This window comes from Lentzea sp. NPDC003310, from assembly GCF_040610935.1.
Taxonomy (GTDB): domain Bacteria; phylum Actinomycetota; class Actinomycetes; order Mycobacteriales; family Pseudonocardiaceae; genus Lentzea.
This window is the reverse complement of sequence record NZ_JBEXNC010000006.1, coordinates 228,888-254,002: the sequence shown is the minus strand read 5'-3', so window position 1 is coordinate 254,002 and position 25,115 is coordinate 228,888. Positions and strand designations below refer to the sequence as shown.

Sequence of the window (25,115 nt, the reverse complement as noted above, 5' to 3'; positions counted from 1 at the left end):
AGCCTAGTCGGTCGAGTCGAGTGAGTTAGCTCTCGTCTGGACACAGGTAAGGCTTGCCTAAAATAGGTGTCATGAGTCGCCCCTTGCGCGTCGCGATCGTCGGCGCCGGACCGGCAGGCGTGTACGCCGCCGACATCCTGACCAAGTCCGACGTCGACGCGCAGATCGACCTCTTCGAGAAGCTGCCCGCGCCGTACGGCCTCGTCCGCTACGGCGTGGCGCCCGACCACCCCCGCATCAAGGGCATCGTGACCGCCCTGCAGAAGGTGCTCGACAAGCCGTCGGTCCGCTTCTTCGGCAACGTCGAGTACGGCGTCGACATCAAGCTCGACGACCTGCGCCAGTTCTACGACGCCGTCATCTTCTCGACCGGCGCCGCGACCGACCGCGCGCTCGACATCCCCGGCATCGACCTGCCCGGCAGCCACGGCGCCGCGGACTTCGTGTCCTGGTACGACGGTCACCCCGACGTCCCGCGCACCTGGCCGCTCACGGCGAAGTCCGTCGCGGTGCTGGGCGTCGGCAACGTCGCCCTGGACGTGGCCCGCATCCTCGCCAAGACCGCCGACGAGCTCCTCGTCACCGAGATCCCCGCGAACGTCCACGAGGGCCTCGCCGCCTCGCCGGTCACCGACGTGCACGTCTTCGGCCGCCGCGGCCCGGCACAGGCGAAGTTCACGCCGCTCGAGCTGCGCGAACTCGACCACTCGCCGAACGTCGAGGTGATCGTCCACGCCGAGGGCATCGAGTTCGACGAGGCCTCGATGCACGCGATCAGGACCAACAAGCAGGTCGAGATGATCGTGAAGACCCTGCAGGAGTGGGCGATCCGCGACGTCGGCACCCGCCCGCGCCGCCTGCACCTGCACTTCCTCGAGGCACCGGTCGAGGTCCTCGGCTCCGACCACGTCACGGGCCTGCGCACCGAGACCCAGGAGCTCACCGGCGACGGCAACGTCCGCGGCACCGGCCAGTTCACCGACTGGGACGTCCAGGCCGTGTACCGCGCGGTCGGCTACCTCTCGACGCACCTGCCCGACATCCCGTTCGACCACGTCGCGGGCACGATCCCCCACCTCGCCGGCCGCGTGCTGGACCTCGACGAGGTGCCCATGCCCGGCATCTACACGACGGGCTGGATCAAGCGCGGCCCGATCGGCCTGATCGGTCACACCAAGGGCGACGCACTCGAGACCATCACCAGCCTGATAGAGGACGCGGCGGCACTCCCCCTCGCCACCTCCCCGGCTCCGTCCGCGGTGGTCGAGTTCCTGGAGCAGCGCGGCGTGCCGTTCGTGACGAACGAGGGCTGGAACCGCCTCGACGCGCACGAGATCGCGTTGGGCGCGGCGCACGGCCGCGAGCGCGTGAAGGTCGTCCCGCGCGAGGAGATGACCTCGATCTGCAACGACTGACCGGCTTGAACGGCTGATGGCCGTTCCCCGATGAAGCCGCCATCGCGCTCGCCGCGGTGGCGGTTTCACTTGTTTCGGTCGCGCCCGGCCGCACACTGGTTCCGTGAACGCCGAACTCGACGACCGCCTGCTGCGCCTGCACGTGCTGGGAGCCGACGGTTCGCTCGACCCGGAACGTGCGGTCTGGACCGCCTGCGACCTGCTGATCGCGGGCGTCGACTCACCGGCGTTGTGCGAGCTCGCCGGCGAGTCCCCGACGCGGCTGGAGGCGAGCGCCGCCGCCGCACTGGTCCGGCAGGTGCTCGTCGAGCTCGGCCACACGCCGATGACCCACGACGAGGCGAACTGGTTCCTCGGCCGGGAGGCCGCGCGCAGGATCCTGGCCGGCGCGCCGCGGGCCGAGTGGGAGGACGCGACCTGGCGCATCACCATCGAGGTGAACGACGAGGAGGACGGCATCTACTCGGCGATGACGGCCTACGAGACCGATCCCGAGCCGTTCCGCCGTTACGTCCGCGAGTACCTGCGCCTCGCCGAGGAGCGGCTCACTGGGTGGTGACGTTGTTGAACGGCAGCTTCGGCTCGGCCCACGGGAACACCACGAACATCAGCAGCGCGACGATGCCGGCGACCAGCACGACCGCCTCGATGACCCGGAGGAACAGCGGGCCCGGCAGGTGCCGCCAGATCCAGCTGTACATCAGCCCTCCGTCATCTCGGGCGGCACGAACCCGTCGGCCACCGGGTAGCTCTTGGTCTCGATGGCGTGCACGATCAGGCGCTGCTTGTCCGAGAAGCGCGGGTGGCAGGTCGTCAGCGTGAGCAGCCGGGCCTGCTTGTCGGCCGGCACGGTCGCGCCCACCTGGTGCGGAACCGGTGCGATGACCTCGCCCTGGGTCGGCAGGACGATCTCCTGGCCGACGGTCTTCGCGTAGGCGTCGCCGAGGGTCGTGGCCAGCGGGGCGACGCCCGCGCAGGCCGCTTCCTTCGACTTCGGGTTCGCGGCCCAGCCCGCCACCTCGCTGCTCATCGGCAGGACGCGGTAGACGAACCACTGGGTCTGGGTCTGCACGACGATCGAGTTGCAGGACTGGAGCAGGTCGAGGTCGTTGAACGGCGCGCCCTTGCCGACGCGGTGGCCGGCGATCGAGAAGTTGCCCGCCTCACCCGGCTGCGCGGTGTCCTTGTAGTGGCCGGGGCCGATCTCGAGGTGCTTGTCCGTGGTGCCCTCGACGACGGAGAACTTCCAGTCGTTGCCGAAGACAGGGATGTACATCTTCGCGAAGGCCTTGCCCTCGATGAGGTTGAGCTGCGACTTGCGGTTCGGGTCGGCGGGCGGCGGCGTGACGACGTTCGAGCTCCACTCGGAGTCGAGCGCGGCGGTCGCGTCCTCCTGCTTCGCCGCGGAGAGCAGGTCGGTCACGTAGACCTCGTAGACGACGAACAGCAGCACGACCAGGCCCATCGTGATGAGGGCCTCGCCGACGCCGCGCACGGTCTTGCGCGCGAGGCTGTCCGGCGGCGGGGCGTCCTTGGCCTCCGGCTCGTCGTCGTAGTAGTCGTCGTCCTCGTCGTAGTAATCGTCGTCGTAGTCGTCCTCGACGCGCGGGATCACCTCGGTGGGCGGGTCGACCGGGCGGGGACGGGGCGACATCGGCCGACGGGGCATTCCGCCCGGCGGCGTTCCGGGAGGCGGACCGGGACGGCCCGGCTGGGGCATGCCGCGCGCGGGCGTGCCGGGCGGCGGGGCCTGGAACTGCGGACGCTGCTGCTGGGCGTTCGGGGGCAGGCTGCCGGAGAAAGCGCTGGTGAACTGGGTCGCCTCCGGCGGAGGCAGGGGGCGCTGAGGAGGTGTTGCCCGCACGTGCTGCAGGTCGTCACGACGAGGTACAGGTCGCCGTGGAGGCGGCTGCTGGGGTCCCGAGTTCACCAGAGAACCTCCGCACGGACTGTGAACTGAAAACAACTGCGTCTGCAAGGTGGTTCGCTGACCACCGCCGCTACGTTAACGTGTCTACTGAGTAGTGCACGTAAACTCACGTCACTGAGGGATCCACGTCAGGCGAGGACAGCATGCCCAAGTCCAAGGTCCGGAAGAAGGCGGTCTACACCGCACCCACTGACCGCCGCACGCCGGTCAAGGTCAAGGCAGCGGGGCCGTCTCACCCGGTCTACGTCGTTGTCATGCTCGGCTTCATGCTGCTCGGCCTCGCGTGGCTGGTCGTCAACTACATCGCGGCCGAGAAGATCCCGTTCATGCTCGAGCTGGGCGCGTGGAACTTCGCCATCGGCTTCGCGCTGATGATCATCGGTCTGCTGATGACGATGCGCTGGCGCTGAGCGCGCGGCACGTCACCGTTCGTACAGGTCGGCCCGGACGTCACACGTCCGGGCCGCCTTTGTTTTCGTCCAGTTCACCTGGTTCATCTGAGCGTCACCGAAGCACACGGCTGTAAGTCATCCCCATTGGGGACAAGTCCTGTGGACAACTTTGCACCAAAATGCACAAGCGACGGTTTTCCCTCATGGCGGACCGGTTCGGTTGTCCACATTTCATGCGGGACACTCGACAGTGTGACTCGAACCTGGTCGACCCCGGTCCCGCTGATCGCTGTCGGGTGGGTGGCCGCGGCCGCTCTCGCCGTGGCGACGATCGTCGCCGACGACAACGCGGGCAGGCTCCTCGTCGGACTGGCGACGTTGCTGGTCAGCTGCCTGGCGGCGTTCTACACGATCGCGCGCCCCCGCCTCACCGCCGACGCCGACGGCCTGGCCGTGCGCGGGTTCACCGGCACGACGCTGCTGCCGTGGCACGAGGTGAAGGTCAAGCTGCAGACCACCCGCAGGCTCGGCAGGGAACAGCAGACACTCGAACTCGACGCCGACGACCGTCTCGTGGTGCTCACGAGAGTGGACCTCGGCGCCGATCCCGAAGAAGTGGCCGGAGTGCTTCACGCACTGCGGCCGTGAATCAGTTCTAACGGCACGTCCGCGCGTACTCGAGCACGACTTCGGCCGCCGTGTCGAGTTGCGAAGCCCGCAGCACGAACATGACTCCGAGCAACAACGCGGCCGCCGCGATCGCACCGGCCTGGTAGGCGTTGCGGTTCTTCTGCGGAGCCTTGACCAGCGCGAGCGTCAACAGCCCGCCGATCACGAAACCGCCGAGGTGCCCGAGCAGCGAGGCGTTGGTGAAGAGGTTCGACACCAGGTTGATGCCGACGACCACGACGATCGTCGAGATGTCCCGCTTCTGCCGCTTGAACACGATCAGCAGCGCGCCCATCAGGCCGAACACCGCGCCGGACGCTCCGGCGAGCTGCTGGCAGACGGTGCCGAAGTAGAACGCCGCCGCACTGCCGCCGAGCAGCGACAGGAAGTACACGGCGCTGTACCGCAGCTTGCCCAGTTCCTGCTCGACCACGGGCCCCACGAAGTACAGGGCGGCCATGTTGAGCACGAGGTGGAGGAGCCCGAAGTGCATGAAGCCCGACGTGAGAACACGCCACCACTCACCGTTGGCGGTGAGCTCCGGAATCATCGACGTCGCGACGAACAGGCCGGACCGCTGGTTGTTCATCGGGCTGCCGGACTGGACGACCGTGACCACGTACGCGAGCACGTTGAGCGCGATCATCACCTGCGTGATGACCGGCCGGCCGTTCGAGACCACCGCGCCCGCGGACGTGCGGGCCTGGCGGACCGTGCGAGCGCCCTCGTTCACGCAGTCGACGCACTGCATGCCGACGGACGCGTCGCGCAGACAGTCCGGGCACGCCGGACGGTCGCACCGGGTGCAGCGCAGCCGGGTGGGCCGATCGGGATGACGCACGCAGACCGGGGTTTCCGGTTCCGCTCCGATCGGCCCGTCCGGTGGCACGGGGGCGTTGCTCACGCGCGTTCGATCGTGATCCGCTCGATCTTGATGTCGTTGACGGGACGGTCGGCCGCACCGGTCGTGGTGTTGCCGATCGCGTCGACGACGTCGCGCGACGGCTGGTCGGCGACCTCACCGAAGATCGTGTGCTTGAAGTTCAGCCACGTCGTCGGCGCCACGGTGATGAAGAACTGGGAGCCGTTGGTGTTGGGCCCGGCGTTCGCCATCGCGAGGATGTACGGCCTGTTGAACTGCAGTTCCGAGTGGAACTCGTCCGCGAAGCGGTAGCCGGGGCCACCGCGGCCGGTGCCGGTCGGGTCGCCGGTCTGGAGCATGAAGCCAGCGATGACGCGGTGGAACAGGGTGCCGTCGTAGAACGGACCCGACTTGGTGCCGCTCGCGTTCGCCTCGGTGTAGTCCTTGGTGCCCTCGGCGAGCCCGACGAAGTTCGCCACCGTCTTGGGGGCGTGGTCGGGGAGCAGGTTGATCCGGATGTCGCCCTGCGTGGTGTGCAGGGTCGCCGTCACCTTGGTCCCGACGAGGGATTCGTTGCTGTCAGCCACCACCCCATCGTGCCATCACAGGCGCCGATGTTCAGAAAGGGGCACGATGGGTACCCCTACGACATCACCGGACGACAACGTGTGGAGCAGAGGATGGACGAGGTGGACGTCATGACCCGCGCCGGCGAGAACGTTGGCAAGGCTGTCGGCACCGGTCTGAAGGCCGCGCGTCAGGGTGTCGTTCGCGCTGGTCACGCCGCTGAGGTCAAGCTCGCCGAGCGTGGCATCACGGCCGACCAGGTCCGCGGCGCACTCGTCGAGCGTGCAGACACGCTCATGGGCAAGGCCGAGGACTGGGAGAAGCAGACGCGACGCCAGCGCAAGCGGCTCGCCAAGAAGAGCGCCAAGACGCGCGCCGACCTCATGACCAAGGCCGAGGTCGTGCGCAAGGAAGTGAAGAAGGCGGCGAAGCACGCTCGCAAGGACGCGAAGGTGCGCGCCAAGGAGATCCGCAAGGCCGCGGCCCAGCTCGGTGCCGACGCACCGAAGCGCCGCCGCTGGCCGTGGGTGCTGGGCCTCCTGGTCGCTGCCGCGGCGGCCGGCTACGTCGCGATGACGCGCAGGCCGCAGGAGGTGCACCTGCAGGACGAAGAGCCGGTTCCGCACGCGGAGCCCGTGCTCAACGGCCAGGTGCCTACCCAGAAGGAGCCCGCGAAGTAGCTCGCTCCGCGACAACGCGCCCCCGGTTGCAACCGGGGGCGCGTTGTCGCGTTTCTAGAGCTTGAGTCCCTTGATCGCCTCTTCGGCGATCCGCCGGGCCTTGATCGACTGCTTCTGGTTGCTCGTGACGACCACTGCGGCGTCGCTCTTCGACACGGCGTACACGACGCCCTTGTCGCCGCTGACGTACCCTCCGGTCCAGCCGGTGGGCGAGCTCGCGGGCTGCGACCCGTCCGGCGCCGCCTCGTTGACGATGAGCTTCGCGACCCGCTCGTCCCCCACGTACACCCGCACGGTCAGCTGAACTTCAGTGGCCGTGGCGTAGAAGAAGCACGCTGGGTGAGGTTCGTCCGTTGACAGTTTCACTTTGGGTACACGCTGACCGTTCGCCTCGGCGACGAAAGCGGTTGCGAGGTACGGGCAGGCGCCGTCGTTCACGGGCTGGGGCGCGGGCGGCACTGTCGGAGCCGCGCTGGTCGTGGTGGTGACCTGCGTGGTCGTGGTGGTCGGCACCGGCGAGTTCTGCGCCTCAGGGGTGCCACAGGCGGCGAGGACGCCGAGCAGGGGCAGCAACAGTGCTCGTTTCATAGGGGCAACAGTCAACCAGATACCAAAAGCGCCTTGAGCGGGACACTCTAAATTGGTCCATACCTTTTGTGCCTTTGCCCCTGTCCCCGCACCCGGAAGGACCCGACCAATGGGATTCCTCGAGCAACGACGAGAGCACGCACTGGCGCTCTTCCGCATCGTCATCGGTCTGTTCTTCGTGTTCCACGGCGTGCAGAAGCTGTCCAAGGGTTTCGACCTGTTCTCCTGGCCAGGCGGCCCCGTGACGCTCATCGAGCTGATCGGCGGCGGCCTCATCATCATCGGCCTGTGGACGCGCTGGGCCGCGCTCATCAGCTCGGGCGCCATGGCCTACGCGTACTTCGTGGTGCACCAGCCCCGCGCTCTGCTGCCCATCGAGAACGGCGGCGAACTCGCGGCCGTCTACTCCTGGGCGTTCCTGCTGCTGGTCTTCACCGGAGCCGGCGCGTGGAGCATCGACAAGCTCCGCGACGCCCCGAAGAAGTCGCTGGCTGCAGCGTGACGTGATGCCACAGCCGCACTGACGCCCCGTTCTCAGCGCCGCGAACGGGGCTGGTGCGCACTCCGCACAACGAGTCCCTCGACCACGTCCACCCGGTCGGCGGCGATCAGGCACGACACGACTTCCACTCCCCCGGCGTCAGCTTCGAAGGCGACGAGAACACCTGGCTCTGCACCGAACTGCCGAGCAACCGCAGCCACCTCGTCCGCCGTGGGCTCCCGAAACACCGGGTCCTGGAACGAAGTAGGGCACCGGATCAACCACGGATCCCAGAACACCACTTCCAACCCGTGGTGATAGGTCAGGTCGTACCCAGCGCCCAACCGCAGAGCCCCGGCATCGCACGAGACCACGTCCCAGTCCCACCACGACCCAGGCGGCAGCGAGAAAACCCCATCCACACCCCGAAGCTATCGCTTCGGCACCCCGGCCCAGACCCGACGCCGAAGGCGAGGGTCAGCCGACGCCGAAGGCGAGGCACCGGGGGTCCGGGGGCGGAGCCCGCCGGGCGGGGTCTGGGGGTTGCACCCCCAGAAAGCACAAAGGAGCGAGCAGGTTCGCGCTTTCCGCGAACACAGCTCGCCCCGAGTTCCGTGGAGACGAGGGGAATCGAACCCCTAACCCCCGCCTTGCAAAGGCGGTGCTCTGCCAATTGAGCTACGTCCCCGAGTCTGAGGACGGCGGGCCGCCCGTCAGAGCAGAAGATCAGTCGGTGGGAGCGGTGGCCTCGCGCCACAGGTCCGCGTCGGCCTTGGCCGAACGGCTGCGCTTCACGAAGAACAGGACCGCACCGGCGACCACGACGAGTGCGATGATCTTCTTAGCCACTTCGAATCCCTCCCAAGACCTGAAAAGTAAGCGACCCCACCACGTTACAGCAACCTCAAGGCCGCTGAGCGATCAACTGTGATGGGGGTCCGGGGGTTCCCCCGGCGGGGGGTCTGGGGGCTTGGCCCCCAGATAAAAGAACGATGATTCGGATTACCGTCGGCGCATTCCGCCGACACAAGAATCCCCGAATCGAGTGGGCCTAGGAGGACTTGAACCTCCGACCTCTTCATTATCAGTGAAGCGCTCTAACCGCCTGAGCTATAGGCCCTCGATCAACTGTCACCCCTTGGGGCAACGAGGAGAACCTTACAGGATCGTCCTTCGCTGCCCCAAATCGGGGGTCACTCTCGTTCGGACAACGTCAGTTCGAGGCCGCCGGCCAGGTCCGCGGACACGTTGTAGACGAATGCACCGACGGTCGCGAGGGCCGTGAACAGGACGATGTTGACGGCGCCGATGATCGCCGAGACGCCGAACACGCGGCCGGCGCTGATCAGCGGCTCTCCCGGCTCGTTGGCCTGGAGCAGGTCGTTCGCGGTGCTGTTGATCTTGTCCCAGACGCCCATGCCGTGCAGGACGCCGTAGAGCACGCCGACCGCCACGAGCCAGACGAAGAACAGCGCGACGCCCAGCACCAGGGCGAGCTTGAGGACCGACCACGGGTCGACGCGCTTCACCTGGAGCGAGGCGCGGCGGGGGCCGCGGCCGGGGCGGCGGGCCGACGGGGTGGACGCGGCGGGACGGGCGCTGCCGCCCATGTTCACCGACGTGCGACTGCTGCCGAGGCCGACCGGCACGGCCGAGCCCGTGACCACCGGCTTCTGCACCTTGACGGTGTCCGGGTCGGTCTGCGGGAACGCCGGTTCGGCCGACGGCACGGGCGGTGCGGCCGGAGCCGTGTACGTCTCCGCCGTGTCCGACTGGGAGGCCTCGGTGTCGTTCGTCACGCGCTGCCAGGGCGGCGGTGCCGAGACGACGACCGGCTCGTCGGCGGTGGGCGCGGGTGCCGGGGTGGCAGCGGGCGCCGGGGTCGACGGGGCGGGCGTGCTGAGCGAGACCGTCTTGTCCTCGGCGGGAGCAGGAGTGGCCGCAGCGGCCTTCTCGGCCGCGGGTGCGGCCGGCTTCTCCTGCTCGGGCGTCACGGGCTTGGCGGCCTCGGCCGCCTTCTCCGCCGACACGGGCTTGGTCTTGTCCTGCGCGGTTCCACCCGAGGAACCGGAGGCCGCAGCCGAGTCCGCCTTCTTCTCCGCCGGCTTCTGGGCGGAGTTCTGCGGAGTCGGTTTGGTGATCACCGCGGTCTTGTCCGCGTCCCGACCTTCGCGGTTCTCGGGTGGAGTCACGAGCTTGTCCTTGACCTCTCGCTAGCGATTCCGACTACTCAGCCGAGTCGGTGGGGGTGGCTGCCTGGTCAGCGGCAGAGTCCTCCGCGGCAGACGCCTCACTGATAGTGACGTCGCTGGGCTCGTCCGCGTTGCGTGCGACGGCGATCAAAGTGGTGCTCTCGCCGAGGTTCATCAGCCGCACGCCCTTCGTCTGCCGTCCAGCCTTGCGCACCTGCTCGGCCCGGGTCCGGATGACCCCTCCGCTCGAGGTGATGGCGTAGAGCTCGTCGTCGACGTCGACGATGAGCGCGCCCACCAGCCTGCCACGTCGGCGGTCGTGCTGAATGGTCAGCACACCCTTGCCGCCGCGCCCCTGGACCGGGTAGTCCTCGATGGGCGTTCGCTTCGAGTACCCACCGTCCGTCGCGACCAAAACGAACAGGCCTTCCTGGACGACGCCCACGGACAGCAGCTCGTCGTCGGCGTTGAACCGCATGCCCTGCACACCTGACGTGGCACGACCCATGGGGCGGAGCACGTCGTCGGTCGCGTGGAAGCGGATCGACTGGCCGTCGGCGGACACCATGAGCAGGTCGTCGTCGGCCGAGCAGAGCACCGCTCCGACCAGCTCGTCGTCCTCACGCAGGTTGATGCCGATAAGTCCACCCGATCGGTTGGAATCGAAGTCGGACAGCTTCGACTTCTTGACCAGGCCCTTGCGGGTCGCGAGCACGAGGTACGGCGACACGTCGTAGTTCTTGATCTGGATGACCTGTGCGATCTCCTCGTCCGGCTGGAACGCGAGGAGGTTCGCGACGTGCTGACCGCGGGCGTTGCGGTTCGCCTCGGGCAGTTCGTACGCCTTCGTCCGGTACACGCGGCCCTTGTTCGTGAAGAACAGGATCCAGTCGTGCGTGGAGCACACGAAGAAGTGCGCCACGATGTCGTCCTGCTTGAGCTGCGCGCCCTGGACGCCCTTGCCGCCGCGCTTCTGCGCCCGGTACAGGTCGGTCTTGGTGCGCTTCGCGTAGCCGGTGCGCGTGATCGTGACGACCACGTCCTCGACCGCGATCAGGTCCTCCATGGACACGTCGCCGTCGAACGGGATGATCTTCGTCCGGCGGTCGTCGCCGAACTTGTCCACGATCGCCGTGAGCTCGTCGCGCACGATCTTGCGCTGCCGCTCCGGCTTTTCGAGGATGTCCTTGAGGTCCGCGATCTCCAGCTCGATCTCGGCCAACTGGTCGATGATCTTCTGGCGCTCCAGGGCGGCGAGCCGGCGGAGCTGCATCTCCAGGATCGCGTTGGCCTGGATCTCGTCGACCTCGAGGAGCTCCATCAGGCCCGAACGCGCGATGTCCGGCGTCTCGGAGCGGCGGATCAACGCGATGACGGCGTCGAGCTGGTCGAGCGCCTTCACCAGACCGCGCAGGATGTGGGCGCGCTCTTCGGCCTTGCGCAGGCGGAACCGCGTGCGCCGGACGATGACCTCGATCTGGTGCTTCACGTAGTGGCGGATCATCTGGTCGATCCGCAACGTCCGCGGCACGCCGTCCACGAGGGACAGCATGTTCACGCCGAACGAGTACTGCAGCTGCGTGTGCTTGTAGAGGTTGTTCAGCACCACCTTCGCCACGGCGTCGCGCTTCAGCGTGATGACGATGCGCATGCCGATGCGGCGGTTCGACTCGTCGGCGATGTTCGCGATGCCGGTGAGCTTGGCGTCGCGCACCAGCGAGGCGATGTTCTCGACCAGGTTGTCCGGGTTGACCTGGTACGGCAGCTCGGTGACGACCAGGATCGTGCGGCCCTTGGCGTCCTCGTCCATCTCCACGACGGCGCGCATGCGGACCGAGCCGCGACCGGTGCGGTACGCGTCCTCGATGCCCGACGTGCCGAGGATCTGGCCGTACGTCGGGAAGTCCGGGCCCTTGATCCGCGCGATCATCGCTTCGAGGGTCTCCTCGTCGGAGGCCTCGAAGTTGTCGAGCGCCCACACCACGCCGTCCGCGACCTCGCGGAGGTTGTGCGGCGGGATGTTGGTCGCCATGCCGACCGCGATGCCGGAGCTGCCGTTGATCAGCAGGTTCGGGATGCGCGACGGCAGGACCGTCGGCTCCTGGATGCGACCGTCGTAGTTGTCGCGGAAGTCGACGGTCTCTTCCTCGATGTCCTGCAGCATGTGCATGGCCAGCGGGGAGAGCCGGCACTCCGTGTACCGCATGGCGGCGGCGGGGTCGTTGCCGACCGAGCCGAAGTTGCCCTGGCCCTGGATCAACGGGTAGCGCAGCGCCCACGGCTGGGCGAGACGCACCAACGCGTCGTAGATCGCCGAGTCACCGTGGGGGTGGTAGTTGCCCATCACGTCGCCGACGACGCGCGCGCACTTGTTGAAGCCGCGGTCGGGGCGGAAGCCGGAGTCGAACATCGAGTACAGCACTCGGACGTGCACGGGCTTGAGCCCGTCCCGCACGTCCGGCAACGCACGCCCGACGATCACGGACATCGCGTAGTTGATGTACGAGTTCTGCATCTCCTGCTGGATCTCGACCGGCTCGATGCGGTCGTGGTCCGGCGGCAGAGTCGTCTCGCTCACTGTTCTCTTTCCTTCTCGCCAGAAACGCCAGGGTGCCTAAGAAGCGGGACCGGACTCAGATGTCCAGGAACTTGATGCTCTTGGCGTTGCGGGTGATGAACGAGCGGCGTGCTTCGACGTCCTCGCCCATGAGCACGCTGAACAGCTCGTCGGCGGTGGCCGCGTCGTCCATGGTGACCTGGCGCAGGATCCGGTTCGCCGGGTCCATCGTGGTCTCCCACAGCTCCTCGGCGTTCATCTCACCGAGACCCTTGTACCGCTGGATGTTGTCGTCCTTGCCGAGCTTCTTGCCGGACGCGATGCCGTCCTTGATCACGGCGTCGCGCTCGCGGTCGGAGTAGGCGTACTCCGGCTCGGCGCGCTGCCACTTGATCTTGTAGAGCGGCGGCTGCGCGAGGTACACGTGGTTGTGCTCGATGAGCGGCTGCATGAAGCGGAACAGCAGCGTCAGCAGCAGCGTGCGGATGTGCTGGCCGTCGACGTCGGCGTCGGCCATCAGCACGATCTTGTGGTAGCGCAGCTTCGTGAGGTCGAACTCGTCGTGGATGCCGGTGCCCAGCGCCGTGATCAGCGACTGGACCTCGGTGTTCTTGAGGACGCGGTCGATGCGCGCCTTCTCGACGTTGATGATCTTGCCGCGGATCGGGAGGATGGCCTGGTACATGGAGTCCCGCCCCTCCTTGGCCGAGCCACCTGCCGAGTCGCCCTCGACGATGTAGAGCTCGCAACGCTCCGGTTCGGTGGAGCGGCAGTCCTTCAGCTTGCCGGGCAGGCCGCCGATGTCGAGCGCACCCTTGCGGCGCACCAGTTCGCGGGCCTTGCGGGCGGCGATGCGGGCCTGCGCCGACGACACCGACTTGGTGACGATCGTCTTGGCCTCGTTGGGGTGGCGCTCGAACCAGTCGGCCAGGTGCTCGTTCGTCGACTTCTGCACGAACGACTTCGCCTCGCTGTTGCCCAGCTTGGTCTTCGTCTGGCCCTCGAACTGGGGCTCCTTGAGCTTCACCGAGATGATCGCCGCGAGACCCTCGCGGATGTCGTCACCGGTGAGGTTGGCGTCCTTCTCCTTGAGCAGCTTCTTCTCGCGCGCGTACTCGTTGACGACACGGGTCAGCGCGGCGCGGAAGCCCTCCTCGTGGGTACCGCCCTCGTGCGTGTTGATCGTGTTCGCGAACGTGTAGACCGACGCGGTGTAGCCGGTGTTCCACTGCATCGCGACCTCGACCTGGAGGTCCTCCCCCTGCGCCTCGAAGCCGATCACCTTCTGGTGCACGGCCTCGCGCGTGTGGTTGATGTGGCGGACGAAGTCCTCCAGACCACCCGGGTAGTGGAAGGTGCGCTCCTTCACCGCGGCCTTGTGGCCCTCGGCGTCGGCCTCCTCGTCCGCCTCCGAGACCCGCTCGTCGCGCAGGATGATCGTGATCCCCTTGTTGAGGAACGCCATCTCCTGCAGGCGGCGTGCGATCGTCTCGACGTTGTACTCGGTCGTCTCGAAGATCTCCGGGTCCGCCCAGAACGTGACGGACGTGCCCGTCTCCGTGGTCGGCTCGATCTGCTTCAGCGCGTGCGCGGGCTTCGAGGCCTCGTAGCGCTGGGTCCAGACGTGGCCGGCGTTCTTGATCTCCAGGTCGACGGCGGTGGACAGCGCGTTCACCACGGAGATGCCGACGCCGTGCAGACCGCCGGACACCGCGTAGGAGTCGCTGTCGAACTTGCCGCCCGCGTGCAGCTTGGTCATGACGACCTCGACGGTGGGCACGCCCTCGACCGGGTGGATGCCGGTCGGGATGCCACGACCGTCGTCGATCACCCGGACGCCGCCGTTGGCCAGCAGCGTGACGTCGACCGTGGTCGCGTAGCCGGCCATGGCCTCGTCGACCGAGTTGTCCACGACCTCCTGGACCAGGTGGTGCAGACCGCGCTCGCCGGTCGAGCCGATGTACATACCCGGCCTCTTGCGCACTGCCTCGAGACCCTCGAGGACGGTGATCGAGGACGCGTCGTACTCATTCTTCTTAGCTGACACGGGCCTGGAGTCTCCTCGCTGATGCGGGCAGGGCCCGCACGGTGTTCCCCGACTTCTGGGATGGGGTGAAGCTCTCCTGTGATTCTACCGGGGCACCCCGACAGAACGGGGTCAAGGACACCTTTGATTCGGTCACAGAGCGCCTGGAGAAGTCCCAGCCGGGTCAGGACGGCTGAAACGGGGGTTTAAATCCGCTGGTGAACGCTCATTGAGCCGCAGAACGGCCGCTGAGGCCCCGACGGGACCTCACCCGTAGGTGTCACGCGGACCGCGCCCAGGAACGTGCCTGGGGCCGTGACGCCAGTTGGGAGCGTCCGGACCCTTGATCTTGAGCCGTTTGACGACGCCGTTGCCGACACCCGCGGCGATCCGTTTGATCAGCTCGCGCTGCAGCAGGCGCAGCTGGGTGGCCCACGCCGTCGACGACGCCTGGACCGTCAGTTCCCCGTCACTGAGAGCGATCGGTTTCGCGTGCTCGGCGACGTCCTCTCCCACCAATTTTGCCCAACGACCGAAGACCTGGCCACCCTGCAGTTGCTCGACCCAGCCGCGGTCCGCCGCGATCCTGGACGCGATCCGCCCGAGCGGCTGGGGATCGCGGTCGTCCGGGCCCGGACCCGACCAGCGACGCCGGCGCCGCTGCACCGGACGGCCCTTCGCCTTGCTCCCCGGCACCCGGCCGCGGGCCTTCGCGGACGCCTTCGCCGCCTCCAGGGCAGCTCGCGCGAGGTCCGAACCCCGCAGCGACTCACCCTCAGGTGTGAATGAACCTGTGGACAAGTCCGGATTTGTGACGGAGTTATCCACACCATCCACAGACTTGTCCCCAGATGTGTGGGCGGACACACCCGATCGAGCTACATGTGGGGGCTTCGAACCCCCAGAGTCAGCCTCCGACTCGGACACGCCGCACCTCCCCACCGTGGACCTCGAACCGGGCACCGCTCAGCTCGTCCGGAACGTCCTCGGCCACCGCGGCGGTGATCAGCACCTGCTCGGCGGCGGCCGCCACCTTGGCCAGCTGCTGCCGCCGGCCCCGGTCGAGCTCCGCGAACACATCGTCCAGCACGAGCACCGGTTCGATGCCGTCGACACGCATGAGCTCGTACCCGCCGAGCCGCAGCGCGAGCGCGAACGACCACGACTCTCCGTGACTGGCGTAGCCCTTCGCCGGGAGCTCGCCGAGCGTCAGGTCCAGGTCGTCGCGGTGGGGACCGACGAGGCAGACACCGCGTTCGATCTCCTGCCGCCGCACCCGGTCGAGTTCGGCCAGCAGCAGGTCCTCGATGCTCTCCCGGTCTTCCGGCAGGTCGCCGACGCTCGACCGGTAGGAGATGAGCGCCGGACGCGACTCCGGAGCGACCTCCGCGTACGCCGAGGTCACGTGGTCCGCCATGTCGCGGACCAGCTTCACCCGCGCGGCCAGCAGCTCCGCGCCGTGCTTGGCGAGGTGCCCGTCCCAGACGTCGAGCGTCGAGAGGTCGGCCGACCGGGAGTGCTTCACGGTCTTCAACAACGCGCTGCGCTGTTTTAACACACGGTCGTAGTCACTGCGCACACCGGCATAGCGCGGTGCGCGCAACACGAGCATCTCGTCGAGGAACCGCCGCCGGTCGCTCGGATCGCCTCTCACGAGAGAGAGGTCCTCCGGTGCGAACAGCACGGTGCGCAGGATCCCGAGCACGTCCCGCGGCCGCGGCACCGGACCCCGGTTGATGCGGGCGCGGTTCGACTTGCCGGCCGTGATCTCGAGCTCCACGAGCAGCTCGCGGTCGTCGTTGACCACGGCCGTCCGCACCACGGCGCGCTGGGCGCCGTGCCGGATCAGCGGCGCGTCGGTGGAGACGCGGTGCGAACCGAGCGTCGCCACGTACCCGATCGCCTCGACCAGGTTCGTCTTGCCCTGGCCGTTGCGACCGACGAGCACCGACGCACCGGGCTCGAGCTCCAGGTCGGCGAGCTCCCACGAGCGGAAGTCGCTGACCTGGAGGTGTCTGACGTGCAACTCCTCAGCCCTGGGTGCTGCCGGAACCGGACGACGGCCCGGCCATGTGCACCGAGTGGCCGCCGAACTGGTTGCGCAGCGCCGCGACGGCGCGCATCGCCGGCGAGTCCTCCTGGCGGGAGGTGAACCGGGCGAACAGCGCGGCCGAGATCACCGGGAGCGGCACCGCGTTGTTGATGCCCTCCTCGACGGTCCACCGGCCCTCGCCCGAGTCCTCGACGTACCCGCGCAGGTCGTCGAGCTCCGGGTCGGACTCCAGCGCGCGCACCAGCAGGTCGAGCAGCCACGACCGCACGACGGTGCCGCGCTGCCAGGCCGAGATGACGGCGGGCACGTTGTCGACGACGTCGGTCTTGTCGAGCAGCTCGAAGCCTTCGGCGTACGCCTGCATCAGGCCGTACTCGATGCCGTTGTGCACCATCTTCGAGTAGTGGCCGGCGCCGACCTTGCCCGCGTGCGCGAAGCCCTCCTCGCGCGGCCCCTCCGGGCGCAGCGCGTCGAAGATCGGCATCGCCTGCTCGACGTGGGCGGCGTCGCCACCGACCATCAGCGCGTAGCCGTTGTCGAGACCCCACACGCCACCGGACACACCGGCGTCGACGTAGCCGATCTCCTTCTCCGCCAACAGGTCCGCGTGGACGCGGTCGTCGGTGAACTTGGAGTTGCCGCCGTCGATGACCAGGTCACCGGGCGACAGCAGCTCGGACAGCTCCTTCACCGTGTTCCGGGTGATGTCGCCCGCGGGCACCATCACCCACACGACGCGCGGCGCTTCGAGCTTGGACACCATGTCCGCCAACGACTCCGAGTCGGTGACCTCCGGGTTGCGGTCGTAGCCGATCACCTCGTGACCGGCCCGGCGCACCCGCTCGCGCATGTTGAAACCCATCTTGCCGAGGCCGACGAGTCCGAGCTGCACGGTGTTCTCCCCTACTACGTTTCTGTTCCCCGGTAAGGGTTTTCTCAGCCGGGAAGGCGAACGGGCATCAGCAGGTACAGGTAGCCCGGCGCCACGTTCCCATCCTCGTCCACCGGCTTGAGCAGCGCCGGTCGGCTGGGTGTGGTGAAGGACAAGTGGACTTTCTGCGTGCGGACGGCACCGAGGCCGTCGAGCAGGTAGCCCGGGTTGAACGCGATGGTCACCGGGTCGCCGGTGTACTCGACGGGGAGTTCCTCCTCCGCCGAACCCTCGTCGTCGCCACCGGCCGACAGGCGCAGCCCGCCGTCGACGAACTCGAGGCGCACCTGGGTGCCGCGCTCGGCGACGAGCGACACGCGCTTGATCGCCTGCTGCAGCGCGTCGATGTCGATGATCGCCGCGGCGCTGTGCTCGGACGGGAGCAACTGGCGGTACTTCGGGAAGTCCGCGTCGAGCAGGCGGGTGGTCGTGCGCTTGCCGGAGCCGGAGAGGCCGAGCAGTCCGTCGTTGGCCGCGAGCGACATCTCGACCTTGCCGCCGGACGAGCCGAGCGTCTTGGCCGCGTCGCCGAGCGTGCGGGCCGGGACCAGGACGGCGACCTCGCCGAGCGTCGCGTCGGGCTCCCACGGGAACTCGCGCATCGCGAGGCGGAACCGGTCGGTGGCGACGAGGACGAGCTTGCCCTCGCCGATCTCGACGCGGACGCCGGTCAGCATCGGGAGCGTGTCGTCCTTGCCGGCCGCGACGGCGACCTGGCTGACGGCCTCGCCGAAGACCTCGCCGGGGAGCTCACCGATCAGCTGCGGCATGGACGGGAGCGCGGGGTAGTCCTCGACCGGCATCGTCGGGAGGCTGAACCTGGCGCTGCCACAGCTGATCATCATGCGAGCGCCGTCGACCGCGATCTCGACGGGGTGGTTCGGGAGCGCCTTGGTGATGTCCGCGAGGAGACGCCCGGAGACCAGCGCGCGGCCGCCGTCGGCGATCGTGGCGGGGACGCCGACCTGAGCGGAGACCTCGTAGTCGAACCCGGAGACCGTCAGCGAGTCGTCCGACTCCGCGTCGAGCAGCACGCCGCCCAGCACGGGAACCGGCGGACGGGACGGAAGGCTGCGGGCGACCCAGGCGACGGCGTCGGCCAGGCCGTCGCGTTCGACGCGGATCTTCATGAGGCGTCCTTTCCTCGACAGTCGACAAGCCACCACGACAACGTGCCAGTGGGGGTTAGGGAGCCTCGACCCTCGGCTACCCGAGGTGCGGAGCAACCACGTTAGAGCGTCCTGGCCCTTCCCGTCACTTCGGGGTTCGGGCACCGATCCCCGGGAACCATCCACGCTGTTTTGCTTTTGAAGATCTTCCTAGAAGAGATCCAACAGCAGTAACAGTAAGGGTTGTGGATTGTGGGGACAGCCGTTAAACCTGCAGGTCAAGGTGTCACCCACCATGTGGACTAAGGGGGGATGGCACCCGGGGACAGATCGGCGCACCCGGGGACAGCCGGTTGTGCACAGCTCTCGATCCACAGATCGTCCACAGTTGTCCCCGGGTGCGTCCCCGGGTGCGGGCCAGTTGTACCCGGGTGTTCAACAGGCTTCTGTGGCCAGATCGTGGCCGGGGCCACAGACTTTTCCAGTTGTCCCCACCCCTTCGAGTGCGGTGCACAAACAGAAGCCTCGCCGGGCGCCGGATCGAGCCTCGTCTACCCGGGTACGTGTGTGGCGCGTGGTGGTGGTTGGAGCCGCACGGACTGATGCAGTCCCATAGGTCGGCCTACGTCGTCCCCGGGTGCTGGCCGTCGAGCGGGCGACCGCGTCCCCGGGTGCTCGGCGTCGGCCCGCGGCACCGCCCCCGGGTGTTCGTCGCCGAGCCGCTCGGTCGCGTCCGGAGCGTTCGGCCGCCTTCCGTCGCGTCCCCGGGTGCGGACGAAAAAAGGGGCCCTCCGCGGTGGAGGACCCCTTCGTTGCTACCCGGGTGGATCAGGGAGTGTGGCGGGCGCGCTGCTTGATGCGCGACGTCAGCTCCTGCACCTGGTCGTAGATGCGCCGGCGCTCGGCCATCTCCTTGCGGATCTTCTTGTCCGCGTGCATGACCGTCGTGTGGTCGCGGCCGCCGAACGTCTGCCCGATCTTCGGCAGCGACAGGTCCGTCAGCTCGCGGCACAGGTACATGGAGATCTGACGTGCCTGCGCGAGCGCCTTCGTCTTGCCGGGGCCGCACAGGTCGTCGATCGAGACGCCGAAGAACTCGGCGGTGACCGCCATGATCATCGGCGCGGTGATCTCCGGGGCGTGCGAATCCGGGATCAGGTCGCGCAGCACGATCTCGGCGAGCTGGATGTCGACCGGCTGGCGGTTGAGCGACGCGAACGCCGTGACGCGGATGAGCGCGCCTTCGAGCTCGCGGATGTTGCGCTCGATCCGGGAGGCGATGAACTCCAGCACGTCGGCCGGCGCCGCGAGCCGGTCCTGGATCGCCTTCTTGCGCAGGATCGCGATCCGGGTCTCCAGCTCGGGCGGCTGGATGTCCGTGATCAGGCCCCACTCGAACCGCGTGCGGAGGCGGTCCTCCAGCGTCTCCAGCCGCTTGGGCGGCCGGTCGCTCGACACCACGATCTGCTTGTTCGTGTTGTGGAGCGTGTTGAAGGTGTGGAAGAACTCCTCCTGCGTGCCTTCCTTGCCCTCCAGGAACTGGATGTCGTCGACGAGCAGCACGTCGATGTCCCGGTAGCGGCGCTGGAAGGCGACCTTGCGGTCGTCGCGCAGCGAGTTGATGAAGTCGTTGGTGAACTCCTCGGTCGACACGTACCGCACGCGCATGCCGGGGAACAGGCGCTGGGCGTAGTGCCCGACGGCGTGCAGCAGGTGCGTCTTGCCGAGGCCGCTCTCACCCCAGATGAAGAGAGGGTTGTACGCCCGGGCGGGAGCCTCGGCCACCGCGACGGCCGCGGCGTGCGCGAACCGGTTCGAGGCGCCGATGACGAACGTGTCGAAGTTGTACTTCTCGTTCAGCCGGGTCTGCGACGGCGAGGGGTTCGCGGGCCGCGTGTACGGGAGGTTCGTGTTCGGCGCCGTCCCGCCCGCCGCGTTGGCGGTGTTGAACGTCGGCCAGATCTCGGAGACGGCGGCGAGCGCGTCGCCGGCCTCGTCCACCTCTTCCTCCGCCCCGTCGGCCGCCGTGTCGTCCGTGATCACGGAGCCGGGCGTGTCGCCGTTGGGGATCGCCGGGACGACCGGCACCACGGGCTGGGTGACCTGGGCGACCTGCGCCTGGATCGCGTGGACGGAGATCGGGGTGGTCGGCGGGCTCACGACGGGGCTCACCGGTTCCGGCGAGTCGACCTTCACCGCGAGTGAGACCGAGCGGCCGAGCCGGCGGGACAGCGCGTCGGTGATCGGGTCGCGCAGCGCGCGCTCGATGGCTTCCTTGGCGAAATCACTGGGGGCCGCGAGCAGTGCCGTTCCGTCCAGCAATCCGATCGGCCGGGTGACCCTCATCCACGCGCGTTGCTGAGGGGACAGGTGGCTCGTGGCGAGCTCCTGCACCACCTCGGCCCACACGAGACCAAGATCGACCTGCTGGTTCGACACCTCCGCGCTCCCCTCCCCTCCGCCGGAGCCCACGACTCCACATGTGGACACGGAGAATAGAGGTATCCACAGAGTTATCCACAACTGTGCACTAAAAGGTGCGTTGTGTTGCCGGTCTGGTGGCGGCTCCCACGCCAACCCCGGCACGCGCGAAGGACGAACGGTAACAAGGCCCGGCACGCCTCACAAGACGTGGCCTGCCCCACCCCGATTTGGTCGCCGCACCCGGGCATGCGTACCCTCGTACGAGTCTCCCGCTTGCGACGGGCGCCTTTCGCGCGCCTACGTCCACTGCCGTCGGGGACAACCACAAGGCTTTGTCAGCAGTGAAGCACCGGGAGACCGACCGTGAGCAAGGGTAAGCGCACCTTCCAGCCCAACAACCGCCGCCGCGCGAAGACGCACGGCTTCCGGCTGCGCATGCGGACCCGTGCCGGCCGCGCCATTCTGGCCGCGCGCCGCAGCAAGGGCCGTGCCACTCTGTCCGCCTGACAGCGGCTGGTAAGCGCAGCGTCGTCGTGCTCCCACCGGCCGCCCGGCTCACCCGCAGCCAGGACTTCGGCCTGGTGGTCCGCCGAGGCCGCCGCGCCGGACGACCCCGGTTGGTCGTCCACGTCTTGAAGCCCGACGTGCCCACCTTGGATTCGTCCAAGGTGGGCTTCGTCGTGAGCAAGGCAGTTGGCAACTCGGTGGTCCGCCACCGCGTCTACCGCCGCCTGCGCCACGTGGTGCGTCCCGCACTGGCAGAGATGCCGCCGGGAACTCTCGTCGTGGTCAGGGCGTTGGCACCAGCAGCCGAGGCGTCGAGTTCCGAGCTCGCCGCCGATTTCTCTTCTGCCCTGCGCAAGGTGCTGCGATGACCACGTTGCCCGCGAAGGTCGCGCTGCTGCCGGTGCACTTCTACCGGAAGTTCATCTCGCCGCTGCTGCCGCCGACCTGCCGCTTCTACCCGAGTTGCAGCGCGTACGCGGTGGAAGCCCTGACAGTCCACGGCGCGCTCAGGGGAACCTGGCTGACCATCCGCCGGTTGCTGCGCTGCGGACCCTGGCACCCTGGAGGCCTGGACCCCGTTCCGCCGAGGCGGCAGGTCCCCGACGTATCCACCGAGGAGTAGCTCCCGTGCTCAACTTCATCTACTACCCGGTGTCCTTCATCTTGTGGTGTTGGCACTGGGTGTTCGGCAAGGTCTTCGGTGAGGCGAGCGGATTCGCCTGGGCGCTGGCCGTCATCTTCCTGGTCTTCACGCTCCGCGCGATCCTCTTCAAGCCGTTCGTCGGCCAGGTGCGCTCCATGCGGCGAATGCAGGAGTTCGCCCCGGAGATGCAGAAGATCAAGAAGAAGTACCCGAACGACCGCCAGCGCCAAGCGCAGGAGATGCAGAAGCTGCAGTCCGAGCACGGCGTCAACCCGCTCGGCGGCTGCCTGCCGATGCTGGTGCAGATCCCGGTGTTCATCGGTCTGTTCCACGTGCTGCGCTCGTTCAGGCCCGGTTGGGGCGAGGTCTACTTCTTCGACAAGCAGGGCGTCGACTCGTTCGTCAACGCCAAGCTCTTCGGCACGAACCTCTCGACGTTCATCACGATGCCGGCCGACCAGCTGCAGCAGTTCGGCACCGAGCGCCTGAACGTCATCCTCGTGTCGGTGCCGCTGATGATCGTGGCGTCCATCGCGACCCACTTCACGGCCCGCCACTCGGTCGCCCGCCAGAACCAGGCCGCCCTGGACAACCCCCAGACGGCCATCATGAACAAGCTGACGCTCTGGATCTTCCCGCTGGGCGTCCTGGTCGGTGGCTTCTTCTTCCCCGTCGCGATCCTGCTGTACTGGCTGTCCAACAACGCGTGGACCCTCGGCCAGCAGCACTTCGTCTACAAGCGCATCGACGCCGAGGAAGAGGAGAAGAAGGCCACGGCCGTCGAGACCCGCCAGGCCCTCGCCCCGAAGCCGGGCGCGAAGCCGGTCAACCCGAAGAAGCCGGCCCCCGGCGCCAAGCCCGCGAACGGCGCCAAGCGCATGCCGACCGCAGGCCCCGGCGGCGCCCCGAAGGCGAAGCCGGAAGAGTCCAACGGCAACGCCAACACCCAGATCCCCGGCCTGACCCCAGGCCGATCCACCAGCAAGAAGCCGGGCAGCAAGAAGCGCCGCTGATTTCGGGCCTTGCCCCGGAGAGGAGACATCGTGTCGGAGACCTTGCAGGCGACCGACGACGTGGAGGCGTCGTCGGAGGCCGCGGCCGAGACCGAAGCCACGACCGAGCCGCAGTCGCAGAGCAAGACCGAGGACCTGCTCGTCCAGGAAGGCGACATCGCGGGCGACTACCTCGAGCGCCTGCTCGACCTGCTCGACTACGACGGCGACATCGACCTGGACGTCGAATCGGGCCGAGCCATCGTCAGCATCGACGGCGGCGAAGACCTGGCCAAGCTGGTGGGCCCCCGAGGCAACGTCCTCGAGTCCCTGCAGGAACTCACCCGCCTCGCAGTCCAGCAGGAAACGGGAGTCCGCTCCCGCCTGATGCTGGACATCGCCCAGTGGCGAGCAGGCCGCCGAGCAGAACTGGCGGAGATGGGCCGCACCACCGCGGAGAAGGTGGCAGCCTCAGGTGAGCGAGCCCGCCTGCATCCGATGACCCCGTTCGAGCGCAAGGTCGTCCACGACGCCGTCGCGGCAGTCGCGGGCGTGCACAGCGAGAGCGAGGGCGAGGAACCGCAGCGGCGGGTAATCATCTTCCCGAAGCCCTGACACCTCACTTCCCGAACGGCCCCTGGTTCCACCGGAACCAGGGGCCGTTTGCTGTCTCGGGGAGGACGGCGACTGCGGGGTGGACGGGACACGAGAGTGGGAGGCGGGTCGGCTGTGGAGGGGGCGCGGTGGGTGGGCGCGGTGGGGCGGAGAGGCGGAGTGGAGTGGAGGGGTGGAGTGGAGGGGTGGAGTGGAGGGGAGGGGTGGAGAGGCAGGGCGGATGAGGGATGAGGGATGAGGGGTTGGGGGCGGCGCAGCGGCGGCGGACGCGGGTGCGGAGGGCGCGGCGGCTAGCGGGCGAGCGGAGAGAGCCGGAGCGCAGGGCGGCTGAGTGGAGAGGCGGAGTGGAGAGGCGGAGTGGAGAGGCGGAGTGGAGAGGCGGAGTGGAGAGGCGGAGTGGAGAGGCGGAGTGGAGAGGCGGAGTGGAGGGGCAGGGTGGAGGGGCGGAGAGGAGAGGCGGAGGGTTAGGTGCTGGGGCGGAGCGAAGGCGAGCCACCCGAAGCCCGGCCCAGGCCGGGCTTGGGCACGCTTCACGCGATGGCGAAGCCGAGGCGTGTGAGCGCTGGATGTCGGTCAAGTGGTGGTGACGCAACCACGACGGCGATTGGGGCTTGACTTTGGGTGCGAGGCCTTAAACTTGACCACTCGGCCGGGCTTCACAGACCGGCCTTTTCTAGGCCGAGGAAGGCCTCGCAAGGGCCCCGAAGTCAAGCCCCAATCGCAATCGACGCGAAGCGGCGATGCCCGGCACCGGCTCGGTACAGACGCAAGCCGACCACGCTGGAAGGCGACAGGACGCGCGGCAAAGGCGATCACCAGCCGCAGGTTCCACGTGAAACATCACCCCGCCTCCCCAGCGAACCAAGCGTCCAACCACTCCACCTGCTCCACGGTGTCCGGCACATCCCTCCCCCGAGCCACCCGAATCAACCCCCAAGCCTCCCCAGGCGATACCCCATCCATCCCCAACAACAACCCAGCGAACAACGAAGCCCGCCCCACCCCAGCCCAACAGTGGAACACCACATGCGCCCCACCCACATACAGCGCATGCAACGGCCGAACCAACGCCACAGCCTCATCAACCCCAGGCACCGACCGATCCAAGACAGGCAGACACCCCCACCGCATCCCAGCGGCAACGACCGCCTCCCCCTCCCCCACGAGATCGCACTCGACCCGCTCCGCATCCGTCTGCAACGACACGACCACGTCCACCCCAGCCGCACGAAGCGCCTGAAGCTTCGACCGCAACAACCACCCGCCAGCCGGATGACCCATCGTCGAAACGAGCCCGCGGCCCGGCCGAGTGACCGTGTAGAGCTTCGGCAGCAACTTTCCCCCAAGTTTCACGTGAAACGGCGCTCAGGATTTGGCGCCACCCACTGTCGATCCGTCATGATGGTCCCCTGGCATTCGCCAGCTTTTCCACCGGCCGCTGGGACACCGCCGCCGCGTGGTTTCACGTGAAACGCGGATGGA

The 25,115-nt window shown here is 68.0% G+C and carries 24 protein-coding genes, 2 tRNA genes and 1 pseudogene; 11 read left to right on the top strand and 16 right to left on the bottom strand.

The features are described 5' to 3' along the window. Positions 1-71 precede the first annotated feature (71 nt). Both ABZX02_RS13860 and ABZX02_RS13855 read left to right on the top strand, forming a co-directional pair. Entirely contained in the window at positions 72-1,415 is a 1,344-nt protein-coding gene (locus tag ABZX02_RS13860; protein ID WP_355298024.1) for an FAD-dependent oxidoreductase, read from the top strand. 103 nt (positions 1,416-1,518) lie between these two features. After that, positions 1,519-1,974 (top strand): hypothetical protein, encoded by a 456-nt coding sequence (locus ABZX02_RS13855; protein WP_355298022.1) that lies wholly within the window; start codon positions 1,519-1,521, stop codon positions 1,972-1,974. Here the strand turns inward: ABZX02_RS13855 and ABZX02_RS13850 are convergent. After that, positions 1,961-2,116 carry a hypothetical protein gene (locus ABZX02_RS13850; RefSeq protein WP_355298020.1) on the bottom strand — a complete coding sequence of 52 codons (156 nt, stop codon included), beginning with the start codon at positions 2,114-2,116 and terminating at the stop codon, positions 1,961-1,963. The two genes, ABZX02_RS13855 and ABZX02_RS13850, sit on opposite strands and share 14 nt — an antisense overlap. Then, positions 2,116-3,345: a class E sortase gene (locus tag ABZX02_RS13845; protein WP_355298019.1), complete on the bottom strand. Its 1,230-nt coding sequence runs from the start codon at positions 3,343-3,345 to the stop codon at positions 2,116-2,118. The genes ABZX02_RS13850 and ABZX02_RS13845 overlap by 1 nt, the downstream gene beginning before the upstream one ends. Before the next feature lie 143 nt (positions 3,346-3,488). Between ABZX02_RS13845 and crgA the strand changes: the two genes are divergently transcribed. Then, positions 3,489-3,755: a cell division protein CrgA gene (crgA, locus tag ABZX02_RS13840; protein ID WP_030465604.1), complete on the top strand. Its 267-nt coding sequence runs from the start codon at positions 3,489-3,491 to the stop codon at positions 3,753-3,755. 234 nt (positions 3,756-3,989) lie between these two features. Continuing rightward, positions 3,990-4,385 carry a PH domain-containing protein gene (locus ABZX02_RS13835; RefSeq protein WP_355298017.1) on the top strand — a complete coding sequence of 132 codons (396 nt, stop codon included), beginning with the start codon at positions 3,990-3,992 and terminating at the stop codon, positions 4,383-4,385. A 7-nt stretch (positions 4,386-4,392) separates the two neighbouring features. Here ABZX02_RS13835 and ABZX02_RS13830 read toward each other — a convergent pair whose 3' ends face one another. Together ABZX02_RS13830 and ABZX02_RS13825 are read right to left on the bottom strand one after the other, a co-directional pair. Continuing rightward, on the bottom strand, positions 4,393-5,310 hold the full coding sequence (locus ABZX02_RS13830; protein ID WP_355298015.1) for a rhomboid family intramembrane serine protease: 918 nt from the start codon (positions 5,308-5,310) through the stop codon (positions 4,393-4,395). After that, positions 5,307-5,855 (bottom strand): peptidylprolyl isomerase, encoded by a 549-nt coding sequence (locus ABZX02_RS13825; RefSeq protein WP_355298013.1) that lies wholly within the window; start codon positions 5,853-5,855, stop codon positions 5,307-5,309. Before ABZX02_RS13825 ends, ABZX02_RS13830 begins: the two co-directional genes overlap by 4 nt. 93 nt (positions 5,856-5,948) lie before the next feature. On the opposite strand from ABZX02_RS13825, the gene ABZX02_RS13820 reads away from it, so the two are divergent. Continuing rightward, a complete protein-coding gene (locus ABZX02_RS13820) occupies positions 5,949-6,515 on the top strand; it encodes a hypothetical protein (protein ID WP_355298011.1) in 567 nt (188 codons plus the stop codon). A gap of 54 nt (positions 6,516-6,569) precedes the next feature. Here the strand turns inward: ABZX02_RS13820 and ABZX02_RS13815 are convergent, their stop codons facing one another. Continuing rightward, entirely contained in the window at positions 6,570-7,103 is a 534-nt protein-coding gene (locus ABZX02_RS13815) for a DUF2020 domain-containing protein (protein ID WP_355298009.1), read from the bottom strand. A 109-nt stretch (positions 7,104-7,212) separates the two neighbouring features. Here ABZX02_RS13815 and ABZX02_RS13810 point away from each other — a divergent pair, with 109 nt between their 5' ends. Then, positions 7,213-7,605 (top strand): DoxX family protein, encoded by a 393-nt coding sequence (locus ABZX02_RS13810; protein WP_355298007.1) that lies wholly within the window; start codon positions 7,213-7,215, stop codon positions 7,603-7,605. 594 nt (positions 7,606-8,199) lie between these two features. Here ABZX02_RS13810 and ABZX02_RS13805 read toward each other — a convergent pair. The 11 genes and pseudogenes from ABZX02_RS13805 to dnaA all read right to left on the bottom strand — a co-directional run bounded on the left by ABZX02_RS13805 (position 8,200) and on the right by dnaA (position 20,891). Beyond that, positions 8,200-8,272, bottom strand: a tRNA-Ala gene (locus tag ABZX02_RS13805). Positions 8,273-8,313: 41 nt separating this feature from the next. Then, a pseudogene (locus ABZX02_RS13800) lies at positions 8,314-8,433 on the bottom strand (DLW-39 family protein); the annotation flags it as partial. A 197-nt stretch (positions 8,434-8,630) separates the two neighbouring features. Continuing rightward, positions 8,631-8,704, bottom strand: a tRNA-Ile gene (locus ABZX02_RS13795). 73 nt (positions 8,705-8,777) lie between these two features. Further along, positions 8,778-9,383 (bottom strand): DUF3566 domain-containing protein, encoded by a 606-nt coding sequence (locus ABZX02_RS13790; protein WP_355298410.1) that lies wholly within the window; start codon positions 9,381-9,383, stop codon positions 8,778-8,780. Between the two features lie 427 nt (positions 9,384-9,810). Then, positions 9,811-12,354 carry a DNA gyrase subunit A gene (gyrA, locus tag ABZX02_RS13785; RefSeq protein WP_355298005.1) on the bottom strand — a complete coding sequence of 848 codons (2,544 nt, stop codon included), beginning with the start codon at positions 12,352-12,354 and terminating at the stop codon, positions 9,811-9,813. Positions 12,355-12,409: 55 nt separating this feature from the next. Further along, positions 12,410-14,380, bottom strand: a complete 1,971-nt coding sequence (gene gyrB, locus ABZX02_RS13780) for a DNA topoisomerase (ATP-hydrolyzing) subunit B (protein ID WP_355298004.1) — start codon at positions 14,378-14,380, stop codon at positions 12,410-12,412. Positions 14,381-14,626: 246 nt separating this feature from the next. After that, positions 14,627-15,160 (bottom strand): DciA family protein, encoded by a 534-nt coding sequence (locus ABZX02_RS13775; protein ID WP_355298003.1) that lies wholly within the window; start codon positions 15,158-15,160, stop codon positions 14,627-14,629. 106 nt (positions 15,161-15,266) lie between these two features. Continuing rightward, positions 15,267-16,385, bottom strand: coding sequence for a DNA replication/repair protein RecF (recF, locus tag ABZX02_RS13770; RefSeq protein ID WP_355298001.1), 1,119 nt, complete (start codon positions 16,383-16,385; stop codon positions 15,267-15,269). A gap of 4 nt (positions 16,386-16,389) precedes the next feature. Beyond that, the gene (gene gnd / locus ABZX02_RS13765) at positions 16,390-17,304 is read right to left on the bottom strand and encodes a phosphogluconate dehydrogenase (NAD(+)-dependent, decarboxylating) (protein WP_355297999.1); all 915 of its coding nucleotides are present in this window, start codon (positions 17,302-17,304) and stop codon (positions 16,390-16,392) included. Positions 17,305-17,348: 44 nt separating this feature from the next. After that, on the bottom strand, positions 17,349-18,473 hold the full coding sequence (gene dnaN / locus ABZX02_RS13760) for a DNA polymerase III subunit beta (RefSeq protein WP_355297998.1): 1,125 nt from the start codon (positions 18,471-18,473) through the stop codon (positions 17,349-17,351). 807 nt (positions 18,474-19,280) lie between these two features. Then, positions 19,281-20,891, bottom strand: coding sequence for a chromosomal replication initiator protein DnaA (dnaA, locus tag ABZX02_RS13755; RefSeq protein WP_355297996.1), 1,611 nt, complete (start codon positions 20,889-20,891; stop codon positions 19,281-19,283). Positions 20,892-21,239: 348 nt separating this feature from the next. On the opposite strand from dnaA, the gene rpmH reads away from it, so the two are divergent. Genes rpmH through ABZX02_RS13730 form a run of 5 tightly spaced genes read left to right on the top strand, consistent with a single transcriptional unit; the run spans position 21,240 to position 23,633 of the window. Further along, positions 21,240-21,383 (top strand): 50S ribosomal protein L34, encoded by a 144-nt coding sequence (gene rpmH / locus ABZX02_RS13750; RefSeq protein ID WP_030465619.1) that lies wholly within the window; start codon positions 21,240-21,242, stop codon positions 21,381-21,383. A gap of 26 nt (positions 21,384-21,409) precedes the next feature. Further along, positions 21,410-21,751, top strand: a complete 342-nt coding sequence (rnpA, locus tag ABZX02_RS13745; RefSeq protein WP_090006634.1) for a ribonuclease P protein component — start codon at positions 21,410-21,412, stop codon at positions 21,749-21,751. Then, on the top strand, positions 21,748-22,005 hold the full coding sequence (yidD, locus tag ABZX02_RS13740; protein ID WP_030480223.1) for a membrane protein insertion efficiency factor YidD: 258 nt from the start codon (positions 21,748-21,750) through the stop codon (positions 22,003-22,005). The genes rnpA and yidD overlap by 4 nt, the downstream gene beginning before the upstream one ends. Positions 22,006-22,010: 5 nt before the next feature. Then, positions 22,011-23,039, top strand: coding sequence for a membrane protein insertase YidC (gene yidC / locus ABZX02_RS13735; protein ID WP_355297993.1), 1,029 nt, complete (start codon positions 22,011-22,013; stop codon positions 23,037-23,039). 30 nt (positions 23,040-23,069) lie between these two features. Then, a complete protein-coding gene (locus ABZX02_RS13730) occupies positions 23,070-23,633 on the top strand; it encodes a R3H domain-containing nucleic acid-binding protein (protein WP_355297991.1) in 564 nt (187 codons plus the stop codon). The last annotated feature ends 1,482 nt before the right edge of the window (positions 23,634-25,115 follow it).